We start from the raw sequence: 22,709 nt of genomic DNA, 5'->3' as shown, positions 1-22,709 counted from the left end.
GGCGCGGGTCCGGGGCGGGGGAGGAGGGGGGAGGGGGAAGGGGGAAGGGGGGAACGAGGGGATGAGGGGTGGGGTGAAGTGAGGCCGGGGCGGGCCGAGTTGAGGGGCGGCGCGCGAGGAGGCCCGGGGTCGGGCGAGCGCGCCGGGGGTGCTGCCGGGGCGGGGCGGCGCAGGTCTGCGGCTCGCTGCCCGGCGCCCGGCCGGCCGAGGTGCGCGAGGGCCGAGGCGGTGACGGTTCGCTGCTCGACCTGGGGGGTCGGCTATCCGGGTAAGGCGGACTCCGCGCAGGCACTGCCGCCCGCCGGTCTGCCGGCGGCCGCCCCGCCCGCCACCTCCCGCGCACTGTCCCGTACCACCAACGACGGTTCCAGCAGCAGCCGTTCCGGTGCCGCGTCCGGTGTGCCGATGCGGGCCAGGAGGAGGCGTACGCACTCCCGGCCGACCTCTTCCAGGGGCTGCGCCACGGAGGTCAGCGCGGGGAAGAGGAGTCCGGCGGTGGGGGAGTCGTCGAAGCCGACGACGGCCACGTCACGGCCGGGGGCGGCGCCGCGCTCGCGCAGGGTCTGGTAGCAGCCGAGCGCGAGCATGTCGCTCGCCGCGATCACCGCGGTCGCGCCCCCGTCCAGGAGCGGTCGTACGGCGGTGCGGGCCGCGTCGATCTCGTTCACGGACTGCGCGCGCCGCCCGCGGGTGGGCAGACCGTGCCGCCGCATCGCCCGCAGCCAGCCCTCGGCACGGTCGTCACCGGCGGCGGAGGAACCGCGCTCCCAGCCCAGGAAGGCGATCCTGCGATGCCCGAGGGAGACCAGGTGCTCGACGGCGGCGTCCGTGCCCGAGGCGCCGTCGACGTCGACCCAGTCACCGATCTGCCGCCCCGACCACATCCGCCCGAAGCCGACGAACGGCACGTCCCGCTTGGCGAGCCACGCCTGGCGCGGGTCGCCGTGCTCGGTGCCGCTGAGGACGAAGCCGTCGACCTCGTGCTGGTCGAGGAGTTCCTCGTACCCGTCGAGGGAGGGCAGTCCGGGCGGCGCCGCGAACAGCAGGATCCGGTACCCCGCCTCGTCGGCGGCCTGCGACAGCGCGTGCAGGAAGCGGTCCAGGACCGGCGAACTGGCCGGCCCGGGCTGGACGCCGTAGCCGATGAGCCTGCTGGAGCGGGTGCGGAGTGTCTGCGCGGCGCGGCTGGGGCGGTACCCCATCTCCTCGATGACGCGGCTCACCCGCTCCAGGGTCTCGGGCCGCAGCATGGCCGGCGAGTTGATCGCGTTCGACACGGTCTGCGGGGAGACCCCGGCGCGGGTGGCGACCATCGCGAGGGTCACCTGGCCACCCTTGGCCGAGGTGCTTCTGCTGGAGCGGGGCATGCGGCTCTCCGACTTGCCGAGGAGATGGTGTCTGGGTTTTAGCGTTCCAAAGCCGTTGTCATCGCTCTGACGTCTGACTTAGTGTCCTTTGAACGATCCAACGCTGAGAGGTTCTACTTCCTTGGACACCACTGTCAAGACCCAGGACACCGACGGCTCGGTCGCTCCGCCCCCGCCCGCCGCCGAGGGCCTGCAACCGTTCCTGCACGACGCGGTGGTCACCCCGCACGCGCCGAGCCTCGCCATCTCACGCACGGACGGGCAGCTCAGCGGGGGTGCGGACGGCTTCTACCACGGTGACCGGAGGGCCCTGTCCCGGCTCGTCGCGACGGTCGAGGGCATCACCCTGGCCCCGGTCCAGGGCGGACCGCGCGGCGCGGACCGCGCGGACTTCCGGTCGATCCTGCGCGGCCTCGGCGAGGTGACCCCGGACCCGGCGGTCGCCCTGCACCGCCGCCGGACCACCGCCGACGGCCGCTTCGAGGAGACCTTCGACCTCACCAACGCGGGCGGCGAACACGTCCGCTTCCGCCTCGTCCTGACCGCCGGAACCGACCTCGCGTCCATGGAACAGGTCAAGTCGGGACGCGCCGCCGAGGAGATCCGGCCGCGGACGGCGGACGCGGGCACCGGCACGCTGACGTGGACCGCGGACGACTTCGCCGTACGGCTGACGGCTGCCCCGGCCCCGGACGGACTCACGACACGCACGGACGACCGACCGTCCCACGACCTCTCCTACGACGTGGAGCTGGCGCCCGGCGCCTCCTGGAGCGTGACGCTCACCTGTACGGCGTCGTACGCGGACGGCGACCAGTTCCCGGCCCCGCCGGCGGACCAACTCCCCTGGCGCACCGCGGTGCTGAAGAGCGCGGACCGTCACCTGGACCAGTGGCTCGCCCAGTCCCTGGCCGACCTGGACCGCCTCCGCCTGACGGACCCGCGCTCGCCGGACGCCGCCCGCCCCGACCAGTTCCTCGCCGCGGGCGCCCCCTGGTTCCTGACCCTGTTCGGCCGCGACGCGCTCTGGGCCGCCCGCATGCTCCTCCCGCTCGGCACCGACCTCGCCGCAGGCACCCTGCGCACGCTCGCCCGCCGCCAGGGCACCGTCACCGCCCCGGCGACGGAGGAGCAGCCCGGCAAGATCCTGCACGAGGTGCGCCGCGCCACACTCCAGTCGGGAGGCGGCCTGTCCCTCCCGCCCGTGTACTACGGCACGGTCGACGCCACCCCGCTGTGGATCACCCTGCTGCACGACGCCTGGCGCTGGGGGATGGCCCCGGCCGAGGTCGAGGAACTGCTGCCGCACGCCGAGGCGGCCCTCGCGTGGATGGGGGACGCGGCCGGTGCCGACGGTTTCCTCAAGTACGTCGACCAGACCGACGGCCACGGCCTGTCCAACCAGGGCTGGAAGGACTCCGACGACTCCATCCGCTACCGCGACGGCCGCCGCGCCCACCCGCCGATCGCCCTGTGCGAGGTCCAGGCGTACGCCTACGAGGCGGCCCGCGCCGGAGCCGCCCTGCTCCGGGCGTTCGGCCGCCCGGGCGCGGACGCCTGGGAGGAGTGGGCGGACCGGCTCGCCGCCCGATTCCGCGAACGCTTCTGGGTGCGGGACGAGAAGGGCCCGTTCCCGGCGGTCGCCCTGGACGGCGACGGCAGGCCGGTCGACTCGGTGACGTCCGGCTTCGGCCACCTGCTGGGCACCGGCCTCCTCACCGCGGAGGAGAGCGCCCTGCTGGCGGCCCGTCTCGCCGCCCCCGACCTCGACTCCGGCCACGGCCTGCGCACGTACAGCAGCGTCGGGGTGGGCTACAACCCGTATGGCTACCACGTCGGTTCGATCTGGCCGCACGACACCGCGATCGCGGTGCACGGCCTGATACGGGCCGGCTTCCCGGCCGAGGCCGCGTCCCTGGCCGACGGCCTCCTGACGGCCTCGACGGCCTTCGACGCCCGCCTGCCCGAACTCTTCGCGGGCCACGGCGCGGAGGCGGGCCCCGCCCCCGCGCCCTACCCCGCGTCCTGCCGCCCGCAGGCGTGGGCGGCGGCGGCCTCCGTCCTGGTCCTCCAAGCGGCCCTCGGCCTGACCGCGGACGTCCCCCGGGGCACGGTCACGGTGACTCCCGCCTTCGCCCGCGACTACGCGCCCCTGAGCGTGAGCGGACTCCAGGTCGACGGCCGTCGGCTGGACGTGACGGTGGGGGCGGACGGGAGGGCGGAGGTCTCGGCACCGGAGGGGCTTGCGGTGACGGCGGGCTGACGGGGTTCCGGCGCGGAGCCGGCAGCCGAACGCCCCCGGACGCCGGTGAGGTGCGGGTGCTCCACCCGCACCTCGGTGGCCCCGGTGCCCGTGCTGACGAGGCCGAAGTGCCGTCTGCGGACGCCGAGTTCACGGCCGCGCGGGGCGGCGACGCTCACGGCGCCCCCGCCTGCCCTCGGCAAGCGCCGACACCCCGCCCACGAAAAAGGCGAGGCCCGAAGACCCCGCCCGATATCTCGCGTCGCGTCACCTCACGGCACCGCCGAGACCCTCACCTCACGGCCACACCAGGCAGTACGGCTGATGCCCCGCCTCATGCAACCGGTGGCTGAAGTCCTGCCACTCGTGCAGCAGTTGGTACACGTTGAACGCGTCCCGAGGCCCACCGCGGTCCGGCACCGTCGACCAGATGAAGGCCGCCGCGCCCACCGCCTCCTCGCCGATTCCGCGCAGGGGGTCGACGACCGTCATCGGGAGTTTGACGACGGCGTAGTCGGGGTGGAGGACCACCAGTTCCAGCGGGGGCACCTTGTTGAGCGGGACGCCCTCGATGCCGGTGAGGACCATCGCGGCCATCGTCTCCGGCTTGATCTTGGTGAACATGCCGTTCATCCCGAGCTCGTCGCCGCCCAGTTCCTCGGGGCGCATCGAGATCGGGACGCGGGCCGCGGTCGCGCCGTCGGGCGCGCCGAAGTATTTGTAGGTCACCCCCACCCGACCACCATTCCTGCTCCCCGCCCGCAACTGATCGATCCGACGTTCGATACGGCGCTCAGCGCGATCCGACTCATCCGAACCCACAGGGGATCCACCAGACCCACCAGATCCACCGGAACCGGCTGACCCGCCCGGTCCAGGACCACTCTGCCGTGCCGCTTCCGCGGCCTCCTCCGCGTCGCGCCGGTGCTTCCCCCGCCGGGCACGCCGAGGACCCAGGTCGTCAGTCCCCTCGCCCAGTCCGCCACCGCGATGCATATCTCCACCCGACTGCTTTTCCAGGACGCGTGGCCCTCGCCGCGCAACCCGATCATCGTGTCAGTGACCTCCCCCACGGCCGCCCGCCGAAACGTGCGCTGAAACACCTGTCCGCAGGATCTGCGCAAGCCCTGAACACCGGCGCCCGCACGAGCTGTGTGTCCTCGTGTGTATCAGGTCCCAGTCTCGCAGACGGGTGGGGGCCCTTGCCCGGTCTCCCGCCGCCTACCCTGAGGAGGTCACTGGGTCACCGGACCCCCAGTAATCCGAGACGTCCGAGAAGCCGGAGAAGTCGCAGGTCATGACCGAATCGTCCAGCGGAACGCCCAGCGAAACGCCCGACGGAGGGGCGAGCGGGGCGCCGCACGCCCTGCCGTATCCCTACGACGCACCCGTCTCGCAGGCTCTCTTCGACCGTGCCGCGGTCGTCACCCCGGGCGGCGTGAACTCGCCGGTGCGCGCCTTCCGCGCCGTCGGCGGCACGCCCCGCTTCATGGTGTCCGGCACCGGCCCCTACCTGACGGACGCGGACGGACGCGAGTACGTCGACCTCGTCTGCTCCTGGGGCCCGATGATCCTCGGGCACTCGCAGCCCGAGGTGATCGCCGCCGTCCACGACGCCGTCTCGCGTGGCACCTCCTTCGGCACCCCCGGTGAGGGCGAGGTCGCGCTCGCCGAGGAGATCGTCGCCCGCGTCGAGCCCGTGCAGCAGGTGCGGCTCGTGTCCAGCGGGACCGAGGCGACCATGTCCGCCATCCGGCTCGCCCGCGGGTTCACCGGCCGGCCCAAGGTCATCAAGTTCGCCGGGTGTTACCACGGTCACGTCGACGCGCTGCTCGCCGCCGCCGGTTCCGGTGTCGCCACCTTCGCGCTGCCCGACACCCCCGGCGTCACCGGCGCCCAGGCCGGCGACACGATCGTGCTGCCGTACAACGACCTCGAAGCGGTCAACGAGGCCTTCCACCGGCACCCCGGTGAGATCGCCTGCGTCATCACGGAGGCCTCGCCCGGGAACATGGGCGTCGTGCCGCCGGTGCCCGGCTTCAACCAGGGGCTCAAGGACGCCTGCCGGAAGAACGGCGCCCTCTTCATCTCCGACGAGGTGATGACCGGTTTCCGCACCAGCAGGGCCGGCTGGTTCGGGATCGACGGGGTCGTACCGGACCTGATGACCTTCGGGAAGGTCATGGGCGGCGGCTTCCCCGCCGCCGCGTTCGGCGGGCGCGCCGACATCATGGCGTACCTCGCCCCCGCCGGGCCCGTCTACCAGGCCGGCACCCTCTCCGGGAACCCGGTCGCCACCGCCGCGGGCCTCGCCCAGCTGCGTCTGCTCGACGACGCGGCCTACGCCACGATCGACGCCGTGTCCGCGCAGATCCAGGCCCTGGTCACCGAGGCGCTCGCCAAGGAAGGCGTGGCGCACCGGATCCAGCAGGCCTCCAACATGTTCTCGGTGTTCTTCACCGACCGGAGCGTGCGCGACTACGAGGACGCCAAGGCGCAGGAGTCGTACCGCTTCACCGCGTTCTTCCACTCGATGCTGGCGCAGGGTGTCTATCTGCCGCCCTCGTCCTTCGAGTCCTGGTTCGTGTCCACGGCCCACGACGAAGTGGCCATCCAGCGGATCGCCGACGCCCTTCCGGCGGCGGCCCGAGCGGCGGCGGAGGCCACCGAATGAGCAGCAGTGACATCACCGTCGTCCATGTGATGCGGCACGGGGAGGTCGCCAACCCCGAAGGCGTCCTCTACGGCCGTCTCCCCGGCTACCACCTCTCCGAGCTGGGGCGGCAGATGGCCGACCGGGTCGCCGAGCACCTCTCCTCCCGCGATGTCACCCACGTCGTCGCCTCCCCGCTGGAGCGCGCGCAGGAGACCGCCACCCCGATCGCCAAGGCGCACGGCCTCGACCTCGGGACCGACGGCCGGCTCATCGAGGCCGAGAACGTCTTCCAGGGCAAGACCTTCGGCGTCGGCGACGGCGCGCTGAAGAACCCGGACAACTGGAAGTACCTGGTCAACCCGTTCAAGCCGTCCTGGGGCGAGCCCTACGTCGACCAGGTCGTCCGCATGATGGGCGCGCTGGACGCGGCCAAGGACGCCGCGCGCGGACACGAGGCGGTGCTGGTCAGCCATCAGCTGCCGATCTGGATCGTGCGGTCGTACGTCGAGCGGCGGCGGCTGTGGCACGACCCGCGCAAGCGGCAGTGCACCCTCGCCTCGCTGACGACGTTCACCTACCGCGGCGACAAGATCGTGTCCGTCGGCTACACCGAGCCGGCCCGCGATCTCGTCCCGGCCCACCTCCTCGCCGGCGCCAAGCCCGTCAAGGGCAAGGACAAGGCGTTCGGCGCCTGAAAAAGGCCGGTTCATCACCCGTCAGGGGCAGGTCTGGTGACAGCCCTGTGACATTTGTTTCGCAACCCACATCGTTCTCGGCGAACTTTCTTGTCCGTCACGTCCTCTCACAGGTAGACCACAGAGGACGCGACGGATGGGGAAGCAATGCGGAGTCTCACTCGACGGGGCGCGCTCGGAGTCGGTGCGGGCGCCGCGGCGGCCGTAGGACTCGCGGGGTGCGGCACGCTCGGCTCGAACGGTTCGGGCCCCTCCGGCGGCAGTTCGGGCAAGGGACACTCCAGCAGCCCCAGCAAGTCCATGGAGCCCCGCGCCAAGCCCATCGGTGACGGTTCCACGTCGTTCACGGGTGCGCAGCCCAAGCAGCCCGCGAAGCCGGTGCCGCTGGAGGCGGGGCAGACTCCGCCGCAGTTCGTGGTCTTCTCCTGGGACGGTGCGGGTGAGGTGGGCAACGGTCTGTTCCCCCGTTTCCTCGACCTGGCCAAGCAGCACGGCGCGAGCATGACCTTCTTCCTCTCGGGCCTGTATCTGCTGCCCGAGTCGAAGAAGCGCCTGTACAACCCGCCGAACAATCCGCAGGGTGCCTCCGACATCGGCTATCTCACCGACGAGCACGTCAAGGCCACGCTCACCAACGTGCGCCGGGCGTGGACGGAGGGCCACGAGATAGGCACCCACTTCAACGGGCACTTCTGCTCCGGGCACGGCACGGTCGCCAACTGGACGCCGCAGCAGTGGCGCAGCGAGATCGACCAGGCCAAGTCGTTCGTCAAGGAGTGGCGCACCAACACCGGCTGGCACGATCTGCCGTCGCTGCCCTTCGACTACGACAAGGAACTCGTCGGCGGACGCACCCCCTGCCTGCTGGGCCAGGACAACCTGCTGCCCACGGCCCGTTCGCTGGGCTGGCGCTACGACGCCTCCTCGCCCGGCGGCCGCCAGGTGTGGCCCGTCAAGCGCAACGGTGTGTGGGACTACCCGCTGCAGGCCGTCCCCTTCCCCGGGCACAGCTTCGAGGTCCTCTCGATGGACTACAACATGCTGGCCAACCAGTCGGTCAACTCCACCAACGCGCCCGCCTACAACTACCCGGGCTGGCGCACGCAGGCCGCGCAGGCCTACATCTCCGGCTTCCAGCGCGCCTACGAGACCAACCGCGCGCCGTTCTTCATCGGCAACCACTTCGAGCACTGGAACGGCGGCATCTACATGGACGCCGTCGAGAAGGCCTTCAAGCACATCGCGCAGGAGAAGGAGAAGGGCGCGGACGTACGCCTGGTCTCCTTCCGGCAGTTCACCGACTGGATCGACGTGCAGAAGCCCGAGGTCCTCGCCAAGCTGCGCACCCTCGACGTCGGCCAGGCCCCCGCCGGCGGCTGGAAGTCCTTCCTGGCCGCGAGCCCCAGCTCCTCCTCCACGGCCACCGGAAGCGCCGCCTGAAATGCGGTTTTCCGCCCGAGGGGCGCCCTTGAGGGGGGTGCTCAAGATCCCCGGAACGGGCATGCGAAACTTTTCACATGAGTGCCGCCAGCCGCGCCCGTAGCCGCGCCGTCCTGTCGACCGCCGGTGTCGCCGCCGCCGCGTTGGTACTGTCCGCGTGCAGCTCCGGAGGCACCTCCGGAGGCTCGGGCAACACCAACTTCATCACCGGCTCCGACGGCATCGCGACCGTCAAGAAGGGCGACCGCCAGGCCGCCCCCGACCTGTCCGGCAAGACCATCGACGGCAAGACGCTCAACACCGCCGACTACAAGGGCAAGGTCCTCGTCGTCAACGTGTGGGGCTCCTGGTGCTCCCCGTGCCGCGCCGAGGCGGACAACCTCGTCCAGGTCGCCAAGGCCACCGCGGACAAGGACGTCCAGTTCGTCGGCCTCAACACCCGCGACACCAGCACCGAACCGGCCGTCGCCTTCGAGAAGAAGTACGCCGTCCCGTACCCGAGTCTCTACGACCCGACGGGCCGGCTGATGCTCCGCTTCAAGAAGGGCACCCTCAACCCGCAGGCCATCCCCTCCACGATCGTCATCGACCGGGACGGCAAGATCGCGGCCCGCGCGCTCCAGGCACTCAGCGAGGACAAGCTCCGCGAGATGCTCGACCCGGTCATCGCGGAGAAGTGAGCTGACGTGCTGCTCGCGGCGGTCACCGACCCCAACACCACAGTCCGCAGCGGAGCCCTGCTGCTCGCGCTGCCGATCGCGGTCCTCGGCGGACTCGTCTCCTTCTTCTCCCCGTGCGTCCTGCCGCTCGTGCCCGGCTACCTCTCCTATGTCACGGGAGTCACCGGCACCGACCTCGGCGACGCCCGCCGCGGCCGGATGGTCGCGGGCGCTTCCCTCTTCGTCCTGGGCTTCACCGTCGTGTTCGTCTCCGGCGGAGCCCTGTTCGGCTTCTTCGGGCAGACGCTCCAGGAGAACAAGGGAGTCCTGACCAAGGTGCTGGGCGTGCTCATGATCCTCATGGGCGTGTTCTTCATGGGGATGATGCCGTGGCTGACCCAGCGTGAGTTCCGCTTCCACAAGCGGCCGACCACGGGACTCATAGGAGCACCGCTGCTCGGCGCGCTCTTCGGGATCGGCTGGACCCCGTGCATCGGCCCGACCCTCGCGTCCGTGCAGGCTCTCTCGATGGACCAGTCGAGTGCCGGTCGCGGCGCCATACTGACCGTCGCGTACTGTCTCGGCCTGGGTGTCCCCTTCGTCCTCACCGCGGTCGCGTTCCGCAAGGCCCTCGGCGCCTTCGGCTGGGTCAAGCGCCACTACGTCTGGGTGATGCGCGTGGGCGGCACCATGATGATCGTGACCGGTGTGCTGCTGCTCACCGGTGCCTGGGACGCGCTGGTGCAGGACATGCAGGGCTGGTCCGACGGCTTCACTGTAGGGATCTGATCGATGAGCAAGACGACCGCCGACTCGCCCGCCGAGACGCCCCGGGCCGACTCCTCCGCCGACGAACAGGACCTCGGCGCCGCCGGCTCGCAGCTCTCCACGGCCCCCGTCGAGACCGCCATGCCCGGCTCCTTCGGCGGCAACCGCAGGCCCGGCCTGACCGGCTGGCTCGCCTGGACCGGCCGCGAGGTGCTCGGCTGGGCGCGCTGGATGTGGCGCCAGCTGACCTCGATGCGGGTCGCGCTGATGCTGCTGTTCCTGCTGTCGCTCGGCGCGGTCCCCGGCTCGCTGATCCCGCAGTCCGGCACCGACGCGCTGAAGGTCTCCGAGTTCCAGGACGCGCACAGGACGCTCGGCCCGATCTACCAGAAGCTCGGCCTCTTCCACGTCTACGGCTCCGCCTGGTTCGGCGCGATCTACGTCCTGCTGTTCGTCTCCCTCATCGGCTGCATCATCCCGCGCACCTGGCAGTTCGTCGGCCAGCTCCGCGGCCGTCCGCCGGGTGCCCCCAAGCGGCTCAACAGGCTTCCCGCGTACGCCACCTGGCGCACCGCCGCCGCGCCCGAGGAGGTCCGCGAGGCCGCCCTCGCGACCCTGCGGAAGCGCCGCTTCCGTGCCCATGTGGCCGGTGACGCCGTCGCCGCCGAGAAGGGCTACCTCCGCGAGACCGGCAACCTGCTCTTCCACCTCGCGCTGATCGTGATGCTGATCGCCTTCGCCTGGGGCCAGCTCTTCAAGTCCGAGGGCGACAAGCTGATCATCGAGGGCGACGGCTTCTCCAACACCCTCACCCAGTACGACGACTTCAAGTCCGGCAACCTCTTCAGCGACGACGACCTGGTCCCCTTCAGCTTCAACCTGAAGAGCTTCACCGGCACCTACGAGCGCACCGGCCCCAACCGCGGCACCCCGCGCACCTACCAGGCCGACATCACCTACAGCCTCGGCGCCTACGGCAAGGCGGAGAAGCACACCATCAAGGTCAACGAGCCGCTGGAGATCGGCGACTCGAAGGTCTACCTCGTCAGCCACGGCTACGCCCCGGTCGTCACCGTCCGGGACGGCAAGGGCAACGTGGTCTTCCACCAGGCCGTGCCGATGCTGCCGATCGACTCCAACGTCACCTCGCAGGGCGCGATCAAGGTCCTCGACGGCTACAAGAACGCCCAGGGCGTCGCCGAACAGCTCGGCTTCGCGGCCCTGTTCGTGCCGACCTACGCCAAGGGCAGCGGCACGATGTTCTCCCAGTACCCGGGGCTCGACTACCCGGTGCTCAACGTGACCGGCTACCACGGTGACCTGGGCGTCAACTCGGGCATCCCGCAGAACGTGTACCAGCTGGACACCAAGAACCTGAAGCAGTTCAAGACCGCCAAGGGCGCCATCCTCAAGTCCCAGCTGCTGCCCGGCGAGACGATGAAGCTGCCGAACGGCGCCGGGTCGATCACCTTCGACAAGCAGATCAAGGAGTGGGCGGGCTTCCAGGTCGTCCAGCAGCCCGGCACCGACTGGGCCCTGGCCGGCGCGCTCACCGCGATCCTCGGTCTGGCCGGCTCCCTGTTCATCCAGCGCCGCCGCGTCTGGGTGCGGGCGACCACCGGCGACGACGGTGTCACCGTCGTCGAGATGGCCGGGCTCGGCCGCAGCGAGTCCGCGAAACTCCCCGAGGAACTCGGCGACCTGGCCGCGCTCGTGCACGACCGGGCCCCGACGAAGACCGACGACGACCCGACGTCCGACGACGACCCGAAGACCCCCGTCTCCGACGCCGACACCCACGACTCCGACTCCGGCGTCGAACCGCCCGTACCCGCCGAAGGGGCTGAGAAGTGACTCTCGCCGCCGCAACCGAATTCGCCTCCGTGACCAATCTGGCCGCTGCCACCAACGAGCACCTGGCCAACCTCAGCAACACGCTGATCTACTCCGCGATGGCCGTCTACACCCTGGCCTTCCTCGCGTACATCGCCGAATGGACCTTCGGCAGCCGCAGCAAGATCGGCCGTACGGCCGCCGCGCTGACCGGCACCGCCGCGAAGAAGGCGGACGTGCCCGCCGTCACCGTGCAGAATGCGGGCGGCACCGCCGTCCTGGAGCGGCCGAAGGTCGTCGTCCGCGCCGCGTCCGGCTCGCGCGACGTCCCGGACGGTCCCGGCGCGCACGGCGGTGACGAGCAGGGCGACCTCTACGGCCGTATCGCCGTGTCCCTCACGGTGCTCGCGTTCCTCGTGGAGCTGAGCGGTGTCATCGCCCGCGCGGCCTCGGTGGAGCGGGCGCCCTGGGGCAACATGTACGAGTTCAACATCACCTTCTCCACGGTCGCCGTCGGTGTGTACCTCACGCTGCTGCTGCTCAAGAAGAACGTGCGCTGGCTCGGCCTGTTCCTGGTCACGACGGTCCTCCTCGATCTCGGTATCGCCGTCACCGTCCTGTACACCGCCAGCGATCAGCTGGTTCCCGCGCTCCACTCGTACTGGCTGTACATCCACGTCTCGACGGCGATCATCTGCGGCGCGGTCTTCTACGTGGGCGCCGTCGGCACGCTGCTCTACCTCTTCAAGGACAGCTACGAGAACAAGCTCGCGGGCGGCGGCAAGCCCGGCGCCTTCGCCACCTCCGTGATGGAGCGGCTGCCCGCCTCGGCGAGCCTCGACAAGTTCTCCTACCGCGTCAACGCGGCCGTCTTCCCGCTGTGGACGTTCACGATCATCGCGGGCGCGATCTGGGCCGAGTCCGCGTGGGGCCGCTACTGGGGCTGGGACCCGAAGGAGACCTGGGCGTTCATCACCTGGGTCGCCTACGCCTGCTACCTGCACGCCCGCGCCACTGCCGGCTGGAAGGGCCGCAAGGCCGCCTACCTGGCCCTGATCGCCTTCGGCTGCTGGCTGTTCAACTACTACGGCGTCAACATCTTCGTCGGCGGCAAGCACTCCTACGCCGGCGTCTGAGCCACGACTCCTCGACGGCGAAGGCCGGTTCCGTGTGACATGGGTCACCGGAGCCGGCCTTCGCCGTCGAGCGGTCAGGCCGGAGGCAGGCAGTCCTTCGCGGGCGGCCTGCCCTCGGGCCAGGCGATCTTCACGAAGCGGGAGCCGCCCCGCGGAGTGAGTTCCACGATCGGCACGGCCTTGTCGTACGGGTTGCCGTGGACGTCCAGGCAGATCCAGCCGCTCGCGCCTTTCACCCGCAACGAGCCCTTCACCTGTGGCCACTGGAGGCCGACGTCGGCCAGCGGCGGGATCTTCTGCTGGTCGGGCGTGGCCTCGCGGACGCCGTGGACGGCGAGGCGCATCGCGTCGTAGGCGATGATCGCCTGGCCGTCGTCGAGGGAGACCGGGCCGATCGGGCCGACCGGGTGGGCCTTCGCGGCGGTCAGCAGCCGGCCGAGGTCGCGGGTGTCCTGGGCCGAACCCCCGCTCGCCGGGGGGCTGTCGAGCCAGGCGTCCGGGTGGGCGAGGGCGGTGTAGCGGACGGCGACACCGTGCTGGAGGGCACCGCGGTCGAGCTTCCGGTCGCCGGTGAGGTACGAGCCCTCGTCGCCGCTGAGCACCGTGAACGAACGGGACTGGCAGCCGCGACGGCCCAACGCGTTGATGAACTGCCGGAGTTGGGTGTGCCGTCCGGCGAAGAACACGGTGTCCAGCCTGGCGTCCGTGTCGCACACCAGGTCGGTGATCTGCCGGAAGGTGTTGGGCGTGCTGCCCTCCTGGCTGCGGTCGGCGGGCGGGGTGAACGGCCACGAACCGTACGGCGAGCCCTTCAGCAGCGTGGAGAAGGCCCGTTGCAGCGTCCTCGTGTACGGGTCGCCCGGCTTGTCGTAGACCAGCAGCGCCCGGTCCGCCGTCACCCGGGCGAAGGACGCGAGGGCCCGCGCCTCGTCGGTGTTGGTGGGGGACACGCGGGCCAGACCGGGGTAAGGGTCCTTGCCCCGCTGCCCGTTGGCGAGATCGTCGGCGGTGATGGAGGTGCCGATCACCGGGACGCCGAGCCGGGTCAGCTTCGCCACGGCCTTCTTGTTGTTGTCGGTGCTGGTCCCTATGCCGGTGACCGCCCGCAGCCGGTCGGACGACGTCGTCATCGCCACTATCCGGTCGACCGTCCGCTCCCAGGCGTCGCCCGAGGCACCGGGGTTGGCGAGCACGAGCCGGATGTACGGGGTCTCGCCGTTGTCGTCGTGGTTGGCCTGGTACTGCGCGAGATAGGCGCCCTGCAACTCGTGCCGTACGTCGTTCATGGTGTCGGCGTCGGTCGCGGTGAACGGCTCGAAGAGCGCGACGGTGACGTACGTGCCCGGCTTCAGCCTGCCGTTCTCGCGGGCCACCGCCCTGATGGTGTCGGCGAACTGACGTTGCCCGAAGTCGAACGCCGAGGTCGACACCCCGACGCACTCGTCACTGTCCTCGGGCCGCGCCACCCCGGCCGCGCACGAGCGGTCGTCGTGCGTCAGCGCGCGGGTCAGCACGACGACGCCGAAGACCAGCGCGGCGGCGACCACGACGGCCGTGTAACGGTAGATCGGAATGGTCCTGACCCGCTGGACCACCTCACGCAACCACGGTCTCATCGCGGACCCCCGTCCCGGTCGTCGCCGCCCGGCACCCGTAACGGACGCCCGGCCAGGGCCTGTTCGGGCCACTGCTGGGCGGCCCGCCACAGCGGTTCGCTGCCCGCGGGCCAGATGTTCGACAACTGCTCCAGATCGAAGTGCATCCGGCCCGCGACCTCCTCGTCCGGCAGCACCAGCGGATCCGTCACCTGCCACACCGCGTGCAGCAGCCGCCGTACCGTCAGATGCAGTGCCGCGTCCACGCCCTCCGGCGGGTCCTCGGCCGCGTCCGTGCGGGCCAGCGCGACCGCCTTGCGGTGGTCGCCGGGCGCGCCGATGTCCCGGCCGCGCGGATCGTGCGCGTGGTAGTAGGGCGCGGCGGTGACGAACAGCAGCGTCTCCAGCCAGGCGTACGGCGTGATGACGCGGAAGGTGTTCCGCAGATACGCGACCGCGTCCGCCGTGTCGCCCAGGGCGAGTTCGTGGTGCAGCCGGTAGCGCGCGCGGGCCGGGGTGTCCGGGTCGCCGGGCAGGCCCTCGTAGTGCGTGAGCAGGGAGCGGTGGACGGCACGCCAGCGGCCGTGGTCGGCGTCGTCGAGGTGCAGCCGGAGGAGGAGCAGGGTGCGCAGGAACGGGTCGCCGACGAAGTAGCCCTCGGCCGGAGGCAGTCCCTCCGCGGTCAGCTGGGTGCGCAGCCGGTTCACCCCGGCCGCCCCGAAACTGTCCCCGAGCCGGGCCTCCGCCAGGGCCCGCGCCGAGTCCCCGTCGTGCGCGGTGGCGAGCACGGCCAGCTCCTCCGCGAGTCCCGGCGGCACCAGCCGGTCGAGCAACTCCCGGTACACGGGCCGCGGTTCACGCTCCCCGTCCGCGTCCGGCTTCAGCCCGGCGGTCAGCAGCTCGCCCGGACTGACCGCCCCCACCGGCCGGTTCTGCCGCACGGCCTGCCCCAGCACCACCGCCCCCAGCGGACTCCCGGCCGTCAACCGGTGAATGGCGTACGGCAGTTGGGGCGGCACCTCGACACGCGTGGTGCCGTCCGGCACACACACGTCGGCGATGGCGCGCCGCGCCTCCTCCGGCGTCAGCGGCGGCAACGTCACCACCAGCGCCCGCGACGACGGCGAGGCCCCCGGCGTCCACCCGCTCGCCCGCGCCACCTCCGGCAGCGGATGCCGTACCGCGTCCGGCAGATCGGGATGACGGTGACCGCGCAGACCGGCGACGAACACCACCTGGTCCCCGGTGCCGTCGGCCCGTTCCTTCAGCACGGCCTTCAGCAGCCCCGGGCCGGGCCCCGCCTGCACGTTGTCGACCAGCACGACCGGCCGCCCGACCCGGCGCATCCGCTCCCACCGGCGCCGGTAGGTGTCCGACAGATCGGCCAGCAGGGCGCGCAGGAGCCAGCGTTCGGCGTCCGCCCGGGAGGTGCCGTCGGCCCGGAAGTCCCGGGCGATCTCGATCAGCCCGCGCTTGGCGTCACCGCTCGCGCCCGGGTAGGCGCTGTACCAGTCCGCGCCCGCCTTCAGCAGCCCGTTCGGCGTCCACACCAGGTCGAAGAGGGTGTCCAGGGTCGCCTCGATGACGGCCTGGCCCACCGGTCCCGTACCCGACAGGTTGGCGATCAGCCGGGACGCGACCTTGCCGGCCCAGCCCTGCGCGATCGTCGCCCAGCGCCGCGCCGGGTCGCTCAGCAGCAGGATGCGGCGGGCCTCCTCACGGGCGCTGTCCTCGTCCCGCGCGCCCCAGCCGGTCGCGCACACGGCGAGCAACCCGGCCTCCAGCCGCGGGAAGTCGATGCTCCCGGCGCCGCGCACCACCGGCTCCCGCAGCTGCTCCGCGACCGTCTCCAGCGCCTGCCACACCGGCGACCAGGTCGCGGCGGGCCGCCCGTCCGGCAGCCGGGTCAGCCGGTCGGCCTCGCAGTCGACCAGCGCGACCGGCGTGTGCCCGCGGTACGCGGTCCGCAGCTCGGCCAGCGCCGTGCTCTTGCCGAGGCCGCGCGCGCCCGCGAGCACCACGAAGGGCGGTTCCGGGTGCTCGTACGGCGAGGTGAGCAGTTCGTACGGGCGCAGACCGGTCAGGCGCGCGGCGAGACCGGGCGGCTGTGCCTCGAACAGTGCCGCGCGTCCATGCAGCCCTCTTCCCACCGCATCTCCCCCTGAGCGGTCGTCCGGCACCCTGTCTATCAACACCAGGGTAAATAGGGGGAGTTGTTTCGTACCAGGGCGCGTGGTGTCCGTTGTGTTACGAAAACGACGGAACGGGGGCCTTCGTTCAGCCGACGGTGATCGAGTCCAGCTTCTCCCGCAGGTAGACGTGCGAGTCGACGGCGTCGTAGGCCACCCTCCCGACGGGGGCGGGCACGGACTCGACGAGCGTGCCCGGGGTGCACTCGCCGAAGTACACCAGCGACATCAGCTCCTCGGCCGGTGAGTCGGCGGGCGGCGGCAGCACCCGGTGCCGTCCCGAACGCCACCGGTCGCCGGTCCAACGGGCCATCAGGTCACCGATGTTGATGGTGAACGCGGCCGGATCGAACGGCGCGTCCTCCCAGCCGCCCTCGTCGGTGAAGACCTGGAGTCCCCCCTTCCCGGCCTGCCGGTCGAGGATCGTCACCGTCCCGAAGTCGGTGTGCGGCCCGATCCGGAACTGCCCCGGCTCCGGCTCCCCGACGACCTCCGTGCCCGGATACCAGTTGATGTTGAACCCGTACGTCGGATGGTCCATGTGCCGTGAGAAGAAGTCGGGTTCGAGCCCGAGCGCGACCCCGAGCAGCGACAGCAACTGCTTCTCCAGCTCGCCCATCCGGTCGAGGTACTCCTCGCAGAGCGACCGCAGTCCGGGGATCTCCGCCGGCCACACGTTCGGCGCGTACCACTCCGCGTTGACCACCGGGTCCTCGAAGGGCCGGTCGGTGGCGAAGGTCAGCGACTCCTTCAGATCGGGGGGCGTCTCGGTCCCCTCCGAGTACCCGTTGGCCTCCGCCCCGGGCCCGAGCCACCCCCGCCCGCCGACCTTGGCGGAGTAGGCAGCCTTCACCTCGGCGGGCAGTCCGAAGAAGGCCCGGGATGCCTCCCGGATCCGCGACCGCAGGGAGGGATCCACCCCATGCCCGGTGACGAGCAGGAACCCGGCGGTCTGCAGCGCGTCGTCGACGGTACGGGCGATGTCCTTGCGGGCCTCCTCGTCCCTGGAAAGCCAGGGGCGCAGATCGATCGTGGGAATACGGGGCTCAGTCACCGATGTCCTCGTTCCACAGTTCCGGGTTGTTCTTGATGAAGTCGCGCATCAGGGCGGTGCACTCGGGGTCGTCGAGGAGGACGATCTCCACGCCGTGTCCGGCGAGCCAGTCGTGGCCGCCGTGGAAGGTGGCGGCCTCGCCGACGACGACCCGCGAGATGCCGAACTGCCGCACCAGCCCGGAGCAGTACCAGCAGGGGGAGAGGGTCGTCACCATGGTCGTGCCCCGGTACGACCGCTGCCGTCCCGCCGCCCGGAACGCGGCCGTCTCCGCGTGCGTCGAGGGGTCGTCGTCCTGGACGCGCCGGTTGTGGCCGCGGCCCAGCAGGGTGCCGTCGGCGCCGTAGAGTGCGGCGCCGATCGGGATGCCGCCCTCGGCGAGCCCGGCGCGGGCCTCCGCGACGGCGGTGGCGAGCCAGGTCCGTGCCTGTGCCTGATCGATGCGGTTCATGGTCACCACTCTCCAGTGGCCGAAACACGAGGGCAACGTGCGGAAAGTACTCTCCCCGCAGCCCTTAGCCGGACGAACTGTCAGCGCCTCTGGAGGTTCCCGTGCCCACGCTCACCCTCCGTGAGGTCCTGGCCCTCGACCCCGTCCGCGCCGCCGAGCCCGAACTCCTCGCCGGGGAGACCGGTCTCGACCGCCCCGTGCGCTGGGTCCTCCCGCTTCTTCTCGGCTTCGCCCGAAGTGGGGGGAACCCCGTCAGCGAGGTCTACGAGGGCGCGAACTTCCTCGACGGCGGCGAACTCCTCCTCACCGACGGATTCGGCCTCACCGACACCGACGCGGAGGTCCGCCGCCGCTACGTCCGCGAGCTGGCGGCCCGGGGCGCGTCCGGCCTGGCGGTGGAGACCGGCCGCTCCCTGCCGACGATGCCGCCGGAGGTCACGGACGAGGCCCGCCGCCTGAACCTGCCCCTGCTGGCCCTGCGCCGGGTCGTCCCCTTCGTCCGGATCACCGAGGCGGCCAACCGGGCGATCGTGGCCCGGGGACTCTCCGGCCGTTCGGTGGTCCGCCCGTGGGGCGACGACCACACGGCCGCTCTCCTGGCCGATCTCGCGGACCGTGCCGCGCTGAACCAGCCCGAGGTCGAGGCGAGGTCCGCCCTGGCCGGCTTCCGTCCCGGGCCCGGCGCCCGCCTGATCGGCGTCTCCGTCCACGGCGCGAGAGACCTGACGGCCGTGGACCGGGCGCTCCGGCTGCTCGGCGGCGCGAGCGTCCTGCGCGCCGCGTTCCCGGCCGACGTCCTGGCCCTGCTCGCGCTCCCGGCGTCCGTCTCGGGCGACCTCGTCCGCACCGTCCAGGAGGCCTTCCGCACGGCCGCCGACCCCGGCCTGGCGGTCGCGGTGGGGCACGCGGTCGAGGCGGGCGGCGGCTGGCTGCGCTGGAGCGACACACTGCGGGCCGCCCGTACGACACTGGAACTGGCGCTGACCGTGCCGGCCGCCGAACCCGCCCGCCCGGACGGCCCGTTGGTGACCTCGGCGCGCTCCCTGGCCCTGGAACGCGAGCTGACCCGCGGCGGCATCGACGCGAACCGGGACCGGCTGACCCGGCTGGTGCAGCACGCGCTGGGCCCGCTCCTGGCGTGGGAGGCGGCCCATCCCAGCGACCTGGTGCGGACGTTGGAGGTCCATCTCCGGCACGGCTGCTCGCCGACGCGCACGGCGGCCCTGCTGCACATCGGCCGCCAGTCGCTCTACCAACGCCTGGAGCGCATCGAGTCGTTGCTCGGTCTGGAGATCGACGACCCCGATCTGCTGGGGGAGTTGCTGGCGGCGGTGTGCGCGCATCGCGTGGTGCGGGGGACGGGGACAGGGGCGGCGCGGGTGCGGGGGCTGCGGACGGTGGCGTAGATCCCTGGCGTTCCCCGCTATCCCGGGTCGGCGGCGACCGACCGCCAGATCCGCTCCGGGAGGACGCGGGCGGCCTCGTCGAGGTCCATCTCGACGTCGTCGACCTGTGAGAGCCAGCGGCGGACCACGCCGACCAGCGGGCCCAGGACGAGGGACTCCAGCAGGGGCAGCGGCAGCGGCGCCAACTCGCCTGAATCCACGTGCGACTGGATCCACACGGCGAACACCGACAGCCTGGCCTCCTGGGCGTCCCGCAGCTGTCTGGCCTGGATCATGTTCCGCTGGTCGGTCCTGGCGGAGTGCAACAGCAGGGCGGCGTCCCGGTGTTCGCGGGCGAAGGCCAGATGCGTCCGTACGATCGCGCGGATGCCGGTCCGTGCGGTGCGGGTCGCCCGCATCGCCGTGATCAGCTCGCCCAGCAACCGGCTCAGCCAGCGCTCCGTGAGCGCGTCGAACAGCCCGTCCAGGCTGCCGAAGTGGTGGTACAGGCTGCCGAGGCTGACACCGCTGGCCTTGGTCACGGCGTTCACGGTCAGGCCCTGCTCGCCCTGCTCCGCGAACAGGCGGAGCGCGGCGTCGAGGATCAGGTCTGCGGTGACCTCGCCGCGTTGTTGCTTGGGGCTCATGCGGGACAGCGTAGGGGGAACCAAGTTCTAGAGTGAATTTCTAGAGCAGGTTTCTGGAACCCTCTTCCGGTTCGGCCGTACGGCGGTCCAGACTTGGTGGTGGCCGGGCCCGCGTCCGTCCGTTTCGGGGGATACGGACGGCCGCTGGGTCCGGTGGGCTGTGCGGGGCGCGCTGCGTCGGGTGCGGGGCGCGCATAGGGTCGGCCTCATGGCGCTGCGACCCGTCCAGGTGAACATCAAGGCCCTCGACGCCCCGGCGGTGGGGCGGTTCTGGGCGGAGGCCCTCGGCTGGAGCGCCTTCAGCCCCGGAGTGACGACCTATACGGGTCCGGGCGGTGGACGCGTCTGGCCCGAGACGGTCGGCCTGGGCATCGACGTCGTCCCCGTCCCGCACCTCAAGACGCCGGTCAAGAACCGTCTTCACCTCGATCTCGCCACCACCTCCACGGCCCATCAGGAGGAGCTGGTCGCCCGGCTGCGCTCCCTCGGGGCCACGCCGGCCGATGTGGGCCAGGGGGACGTTCCGTGGACCGTGCTCGCGGATCCGGAGGGCAACGAGTTCTGCGTGCTGGAGCCACGGGAGACCTACCGCGACACCGGTCCGGTCGCCGCGGTGGTGGTCGACTGTCTGGATCCGCGGGCCGTGGCGCGGTTCTGGGCCGAGGTGACGGGCTGGACTCCGGGCGAACCGACCGCCGACTACGCGTCGTTGCGGTCCCCCGAGGGGACGGGCCCGTATCTGGAGTTCCTTCGCGTGTCCGGTCCGAAGACGGTGCCGGACCGCGTTCATCTGGACCTGCTGCCCTGTCCGGCCTGCGACAAGGCGGCGGAGGTGGGGCGGGTGCGGGGTCTCGGGGCCACGGATGTCGACCTCGGGCAGGGTGATGTGCCGTGGACGTGTCTGTCCGATCCGGAAGGCCATGAGTTCTGTGTGCTGGCACCGCCACCGCCACCGCCACCGCCACCGCCACCGCCACCGCCAGCGCCAGTGTCGCCTTCCTGAGCTGGCGGCGACCGGGGTGGTCAGTGGTCGTGGGGCCGCTCCCCGCTTCCTGTCACGGCCGGGCTTCCGCGGCCGGGCCTGTGGGGTGTGCCGGGCCGGGTGCCGAGGCTCGGCCGCTGACGCGGCGGAACGCGGCGTACAGCAGCGCGCTCAGCGCGAACCCCACGATCGGCGTGCTGTCGCCGAAGGACGGCCAGTGCTCCGGGACGTAGCCGACGTAGTCCTGCTGGTTGGAGAAGAGGGGGACCGAGACGCCGATGCCGATCAACAGGGCTGCCAGGCCGGGCCAGTTGGTGAAGGCGGGGTCGGTCAGGCGGGGGGCCAGTTCCTCGGTGGGCGTGCGGGACCGGAACCAGCGTTCCACCAGGACCACGCCCAGCCACGGCGCCACCCAGTACGCGATCACCAGCAGGAACGCCTCGTACGCCGAACCCGCGTCGGACAACGACGCCCATGCCGCCGCCGTACCGGCCACGCCCGACACCACCACCAGGACGCCGCGGTTGAGCCAGGCCGGGAGTCCCAGGCCCAGCGCGGTGAGGGAGATCGCGCCGGAGTAGACGTTCAGGGCGTTCGCGGAGACCGCGCCCAGGATGATCGCGATCAGCACCAAGTCGCCCAGCCAGGACGGGAGATGACCGGTGAAGGCGGCCGTGGGGGTCGCGTCCTCGGGGGCCAGGAGGGTGGCCGAGGCGGCACCCGTCACCGCCACGAACGTCACCGACACGAACAGGCCGAGGGCCGGGTAGAGGACCGTCCTGAACCTGTTCGCCGTGCGCGGCAGATAGCGCGCGTAGTCCGTGGCGTACGGGTTCCAGCCCGCCGCATAGCCCCAGGCCGCGCTGAACGCGAGCAGGAAGCCGCCCACTCCGCCGCCCGTACCGCCCCCGCCCAGATGCGCGTCCTTGAAGGTCCACACCCCGGCCAGCAGGAAGATCAGCGCCAGCGCCGGGAACGCGTACCTCTCGAAGGTGTGCACGAAGTTGTGGCCGATGAAGCCGATCAGGATCTCGGCGGCCACCACGAGCAGCAGGGACGGGAGAGGCCGCAGGCCCGTCAGGGTGTTGAGCGCGAAGGCCGCGCTCACGCTGTTCACCGCGAACCAGCCGACGCCCGCCACAAGGCCGTTGGCCGCCGACGGGACGATGTTGCCGCGGAAGCCGAAGGAGAAGCGGCCGATCACCATCTGCGGGACGCCGAAGCGCGGGCCGTCCAGGGAGAGGAAGCCCTGCGTGACCGCGCCCAGGGCCGTGCCCAGGACGATCGCCGCGGTCGCCTGCCAGAAGGACAGGCCGAAGAAGAGGACCGAGATCACGCCGATGTAGACGGTCGCGAACTCGATGTTCGGTGAGGCCCAGGTCCAGAGCAACTGGAGCGGGCTGCCGTGCCGTTCGGCGTCGGGGATCGGCTCGGCGCCCGCCGTCTCGACGGCGATGACCTTGTCACCGTAGGCGGGGGCGAGGGTGCCGGCGGAGTCGGCGGGAGCAGTCGTCATGCGAGGTAAGTGTCCGGTCCCGGGCGGGCCGGGCCCAGGGGCGCTCTGTCCGTACCGGATCGCTCACCGGCGTACAACCTGCACGTGTCGGCCG

General features: G+C 71.6%; 18 protein-coding genes. 10 read left to right on the top strand and 8 right to left on the bottom strand.

All coding sequences use genetic code 11. The features are described from left to right. Positions 1 to 260: 260 nt before the first annotated feature. On the bottom strand, positions 261 to 1,367 hold the full coding sequence (locus tag ACIPTO_RS40955) for a LacI family DNA-binding transcriptional regulator (protein WP_401200567.1): 1,107 nt from the start codon (positions 1,365 to 1,367) through the stop codon (positions 261 to 263). 121 nt (positions 1,368 to 1,488) lie between these two features. On the opposite strand from ACIPTO_RS40955, the gene ACIPTO_RS40950 reads away from it, so the two are divergent. Next, positions 1,489 to 3,630, top strand: coding sequence for a glycogen debranching N-terminal domain-containing protein (locus ACIPTO_RS40950; protein ID WP_401200565.1), 2,142 nt, complete (start codon positions 1,489 to 1,491; stop codon positions 3,628 to 3,630). Positions 3,631 to 3,906: 276 nt separating this feature from the next. Here ACIPTO_RS40950 and ACIPTO_RS40945 read toward each other — a convergent pair whose 3' ends face one another. Continuing rightward, the gene (locus tag ACIPTO_RS40945) at positions 3,907 to 4,605 is read right to left on the bottom strand and encodes a hypothetical protein (protein ID WP_366326344.1); all 699 of its coding nucleotides are present in this window, start codon (positions 4,603 to 4,605) and stop codon (positions 3,907 to 3,909) included. A 370-nt stretch (positions 4,606 to 4,975) separates the two neighbouring features. Here ACIPTO_RS40945 and hemL point away from each other — a divergent pair, with 370 nt between their 5' ends. The 7 genes from hemL (at position 4,976) to ccsB (ending at position 12,796) form a co-directional block, all read left to right on the top strand. After that, on the top strand, positions 4,976 to 6,283 hold the full coding sequence (gene hemL / locus ACIPTO_RS40940) for a glutamate-1-semialdehyde 2,1-aminomutase (RefSeq protein ID WP_366326408.1): 1,308 nt from the start codon (positions 4,976 to 4,978) through the stop codon (positions 6,281 to 6,283). Beyond that, positions 6,280 to 6,960, top strand: a complete 681-nt coding sequence (locus ACIPTO_RS40935; RefSeq protein ID WP_366326346.1) for a histidine phosphatase family protein — start codon at positions 6,280 to 6,282, stop codon at positions 6,958 to 6,960. The genes hemL and ACIPTO_RS40935 overlap by 4 nt, the downstream gene beginning before the upstream one ends. Positions 6,961 to 7,107: 147 nt before the next feature. Next, a complete protein-coding gene (locus tag ACIPTO_RS40930; protein ID WP_366326348.1) occupies positions 7,108 to 8,400 on the top strand; it encodes a hypothetical protein in 1,293 nt (430 codons plus the stop codon). Positions 8,401 to 8,477: 77 nt separating this feature from the next. After that, positions 8,478 to 9,080 (top strand): TlpA disulfide reductase family protein, encoded by a 603-nt coding sequence (locus tag ACIPTO_RS40925; RefSeq protein WP_366326350.1) that lies wholly within the window; start codon positions 8,478 to 8,480, stop codon positions 9,078 to 9,080. Between the two features lie 6 nt (positions 9,081 to 9,086). Beyond that, positions 9,087 to 9,848, top strand: a complete 762-nt coding sequence (locus tag ACIPTO_RS40920) for a cytochrome c biogenesis protein CcdA (RefSeq protein WP_352111894.1) — start codon at positions 9,087 to 9,089, stop codon at positions 9,846 to 9,848. Positions 9,849 to 9,851: 3 nt separating this feature from the next. Then, entirely contained in the window at positions 9,852 to 11,681 is a 1,830-nt protein-coding gene (locus tag ACIPTO_RS40915) for a cytochrome c biogenesis protein ResB (protein ID WP_366326352.1), read from the top strand. Then, the gene (ccsB, locus tag ACIPTO_RS40910; protein ID WP_401200559.1) at positions 11,678 to 12,796 is read left to right on the top strand and encodes a c-type cytochrome biogenesis protein CcsB; all 1,119 of its coding nucleotides are present in this window, start codon (positions 11,678 to 11,680) and stop codon (positions 12,794 to 12,796) included. Before ACIPTO_RS40915 ends, ccsB begins: the two co-directional genes overlap by 4 nt. Positions 12,797 to 12,870: 74 nt before the next feature. Here the strand turns inward: ccsB and ACIPTO_RS40905 are convergent, their stop codons facing one another. From ACIPTO_RS40905 to ACIPTO_RS40890, 4 genes are all read right to left on the bottom strand, one after another. After that, positions 12,871 to 14,412, bottom strand: a complete 1,542-nt coding sequence (locus tag ACIPTO_RS40905; protein WP_401200556.1) for an ABC transporter substrate-binding protein — start codon at positions 14,410 to 14,412, stop codon at positions 12,871 to 12,873. Then, positions 14,409 to 16,541: a hypothetical protein gene (locus tag ACIPTO_RS40900; RefSeq protein WP_401200553.1), complete on the bottom strand. Its 2,133-nt coding sequence runs from the start codon at positions 16,539 to 16,541 to the stop codon at positions 14,409 to 14,411. Before ACIPTO_RS40900 ends, ACIPTO_RS40905 begins: the two co-directional genes overlap by 4 nt. 127 nt (positions 16,542 to 16,668) lie before the next feature. Beyond that, entirely contained in the window at positions 16,669 to 17,634 is a 966-nt protein-coding gene (locus tag ACIPTO_RS40895; protein ID WP_401200550.1) for an isopenicillin N synthase family dioxygenase, read from the bottom strand. Next, positions 17,627 to 18,085: a nucleoside deaminase gene (locus ACIPTO_RS40890; protein ID WP_401200547.1), complete on the bottom strand. Its 459-nt coding sequence runs from the start codon at positions 18,083 to 18,085 to the stop codon at positions 17,627 to 17,629. The genes ACIPTO_RS40895 and ACIPTO_RS40890 overlap by 8 nt, the downstream gene beginning before the upstream one ends. Before the next feature lie 101 nt (positions 18,086 to 18,186). Between ACIPTO_RS40890 and ACIPTO_RS40885 the strand changes: the two genes are divergently transcribed. After that, positions 18,187 to 19,491, top strand: coding sequence for a PucR family transcriptional regulator (locus ACIPTO_RS40885; protein WP_401200544.1), 1,305 nt, complete (start codon positions 18,187 to 18,189; stop codon positions 19,489 to 19,491). Positions 19,492 to 19,508: 17 nt separating this feature from the next. On the opposite strand, the gene ACIPTO_RS40880 is transcribed toward ACIPTO_RS40885, so the two are convergent. Further along, positions 19,509 to 20,117, bottom strand: a complete 609-nt coding sequence (locus ACIPTO_RS40880; RefSeq protein WP_366326365.1) for a TetR/AcrR family transcriptional regulator — start codon at positions 20,115 to 20,117, stop codon at positions 19,509 to 19,511. A 208-nt stretch (positions 20,118 to 20,325) separates the two neighbouring features. On the opposite strand from ACIPTO_RS40880, the gene ACIPTO_RS40875 reads away from it, so the two are divergent. After that, a complete protein-coding gene (locus tag ACIPTO_RS40875; RefSeq protein WP_401200541.1) occupies positions 20,326 to 21,120 on the top strand; it encodes a VOC family protein in 795 nt (264 codons plus the stop codon). A 52-nt stretch (positions 21,121 to 21,172) separates the two neighbouring features. On the opposite strand, the gene ACIPTO_RS40870 is transcribed toward ACIPTO_RS40875, so the two are convergent. Further along, on the bottom strand, positions 21,173 to 22,615 hold the full coding sequence (locus ACIPTO_RS40870; protein ID WP_401200538.1) for a purine-cytosine permease family protein: 1,443 nt from the start codon (positions 22,613 to 22,615) through the stop codon (positions 21,173 to 21,175). Positions 22,616 to 22,709 lie beyond the last annotated feature (94 nt).

Source organism: Streptomyces sp. NPDC090083 (assembly GCF_044747445.1).
Taxonomy (GTDB): Bacteria; Actinomycetota; Actinomycetes; order Streptomycetales; family Streptomycetaceae; genus Streptomyces.
This window is presented reverse-complemented; position numbering and strand designations above follow the sequence as displayed.

Bases quoted from the DNA above. Each gene is read 5' to 3' on its own strand.
- ACIPTO_RS40905 (WP_401200556.1), bottom strand. From the start codon at position 14,412: ATGAGACCGTGGTTGCGTGAGGTGGTCCAGCGGGTCAGGACCATTCCG.
- ACIPTO_RS40890 (WP_401200547.1), bottom strand. From the start codon at position 18,085: ATGAACCGCATCGATCAGGCACAGGCACGGACCTGGCTCGCCACCGCC.
- ACIPTO_RS40955 (WP_401200567.1), bottom strand. From the start codon at position 1,367: ATGCCCCGCTCCAGCAGAAGCACCTCGGCCAAGGGTGGCCAGGTGACC.
- ACIPTO_RS40870 (WP_401200538.1), bottom strand. From the start codon at position 22,615: ATGACGACTGCTCCCGCCGACTCCGCCGGCACCCTCGCCCCCGCCTAC.
- ACIPTO_RS40880 (WP_366326365.1), bottom strand. From the start codon at position 20,117: ATGAGCCCCAAGCAACAACGCGGCGAGGTCACCGCAGACCTGATCCTC.
- ACIPTO_RS40915 (WP_366326352.1), top strand. From the start codon at position 9,852: ATGAGCAAGACGACCGCCGACTCGCCCGCCGAGACGCCCCGGGCCGAC.
- ACIPTO_RS40935 (WP_366326346.1), top strand. From the start codon at position 6,280: ATGAGCAGCAGTGACATCACCGTCGTCCATGTGATGCGGCACGGGGAG.
- ACIPTO_RS40875 (WP_401200541.1), top strand. From the start codon at position 20,326: ATGGCGCTGCGACCCGTCCAGGTGAACATCAAGGCCCTCGACGCCCCG.
- ACIPTO_RS40925 (WP_366326350.1), top strand. From the start codon at position 8,478: ATGAGTGCCGCCAGCCGCGCCCGTAGCCGCGCCGTCCTGTCGACCGCC.
- ACIPTO_RS40945 (WP_366326344.1), bottom strand. From the start codon at position 4,605: ATGCATCGCGGTGGCGGACTGGGCGAGGGGACTGACGACCTGGGTCCT.
- ACIPTO_RS40930 (WP_366326348.1), top strand. From the start codon at position 7,108: ATGCGGAGTCTCACTCGACGGGGCGCGCTCGGAGTCGGTGCGGGCGCC.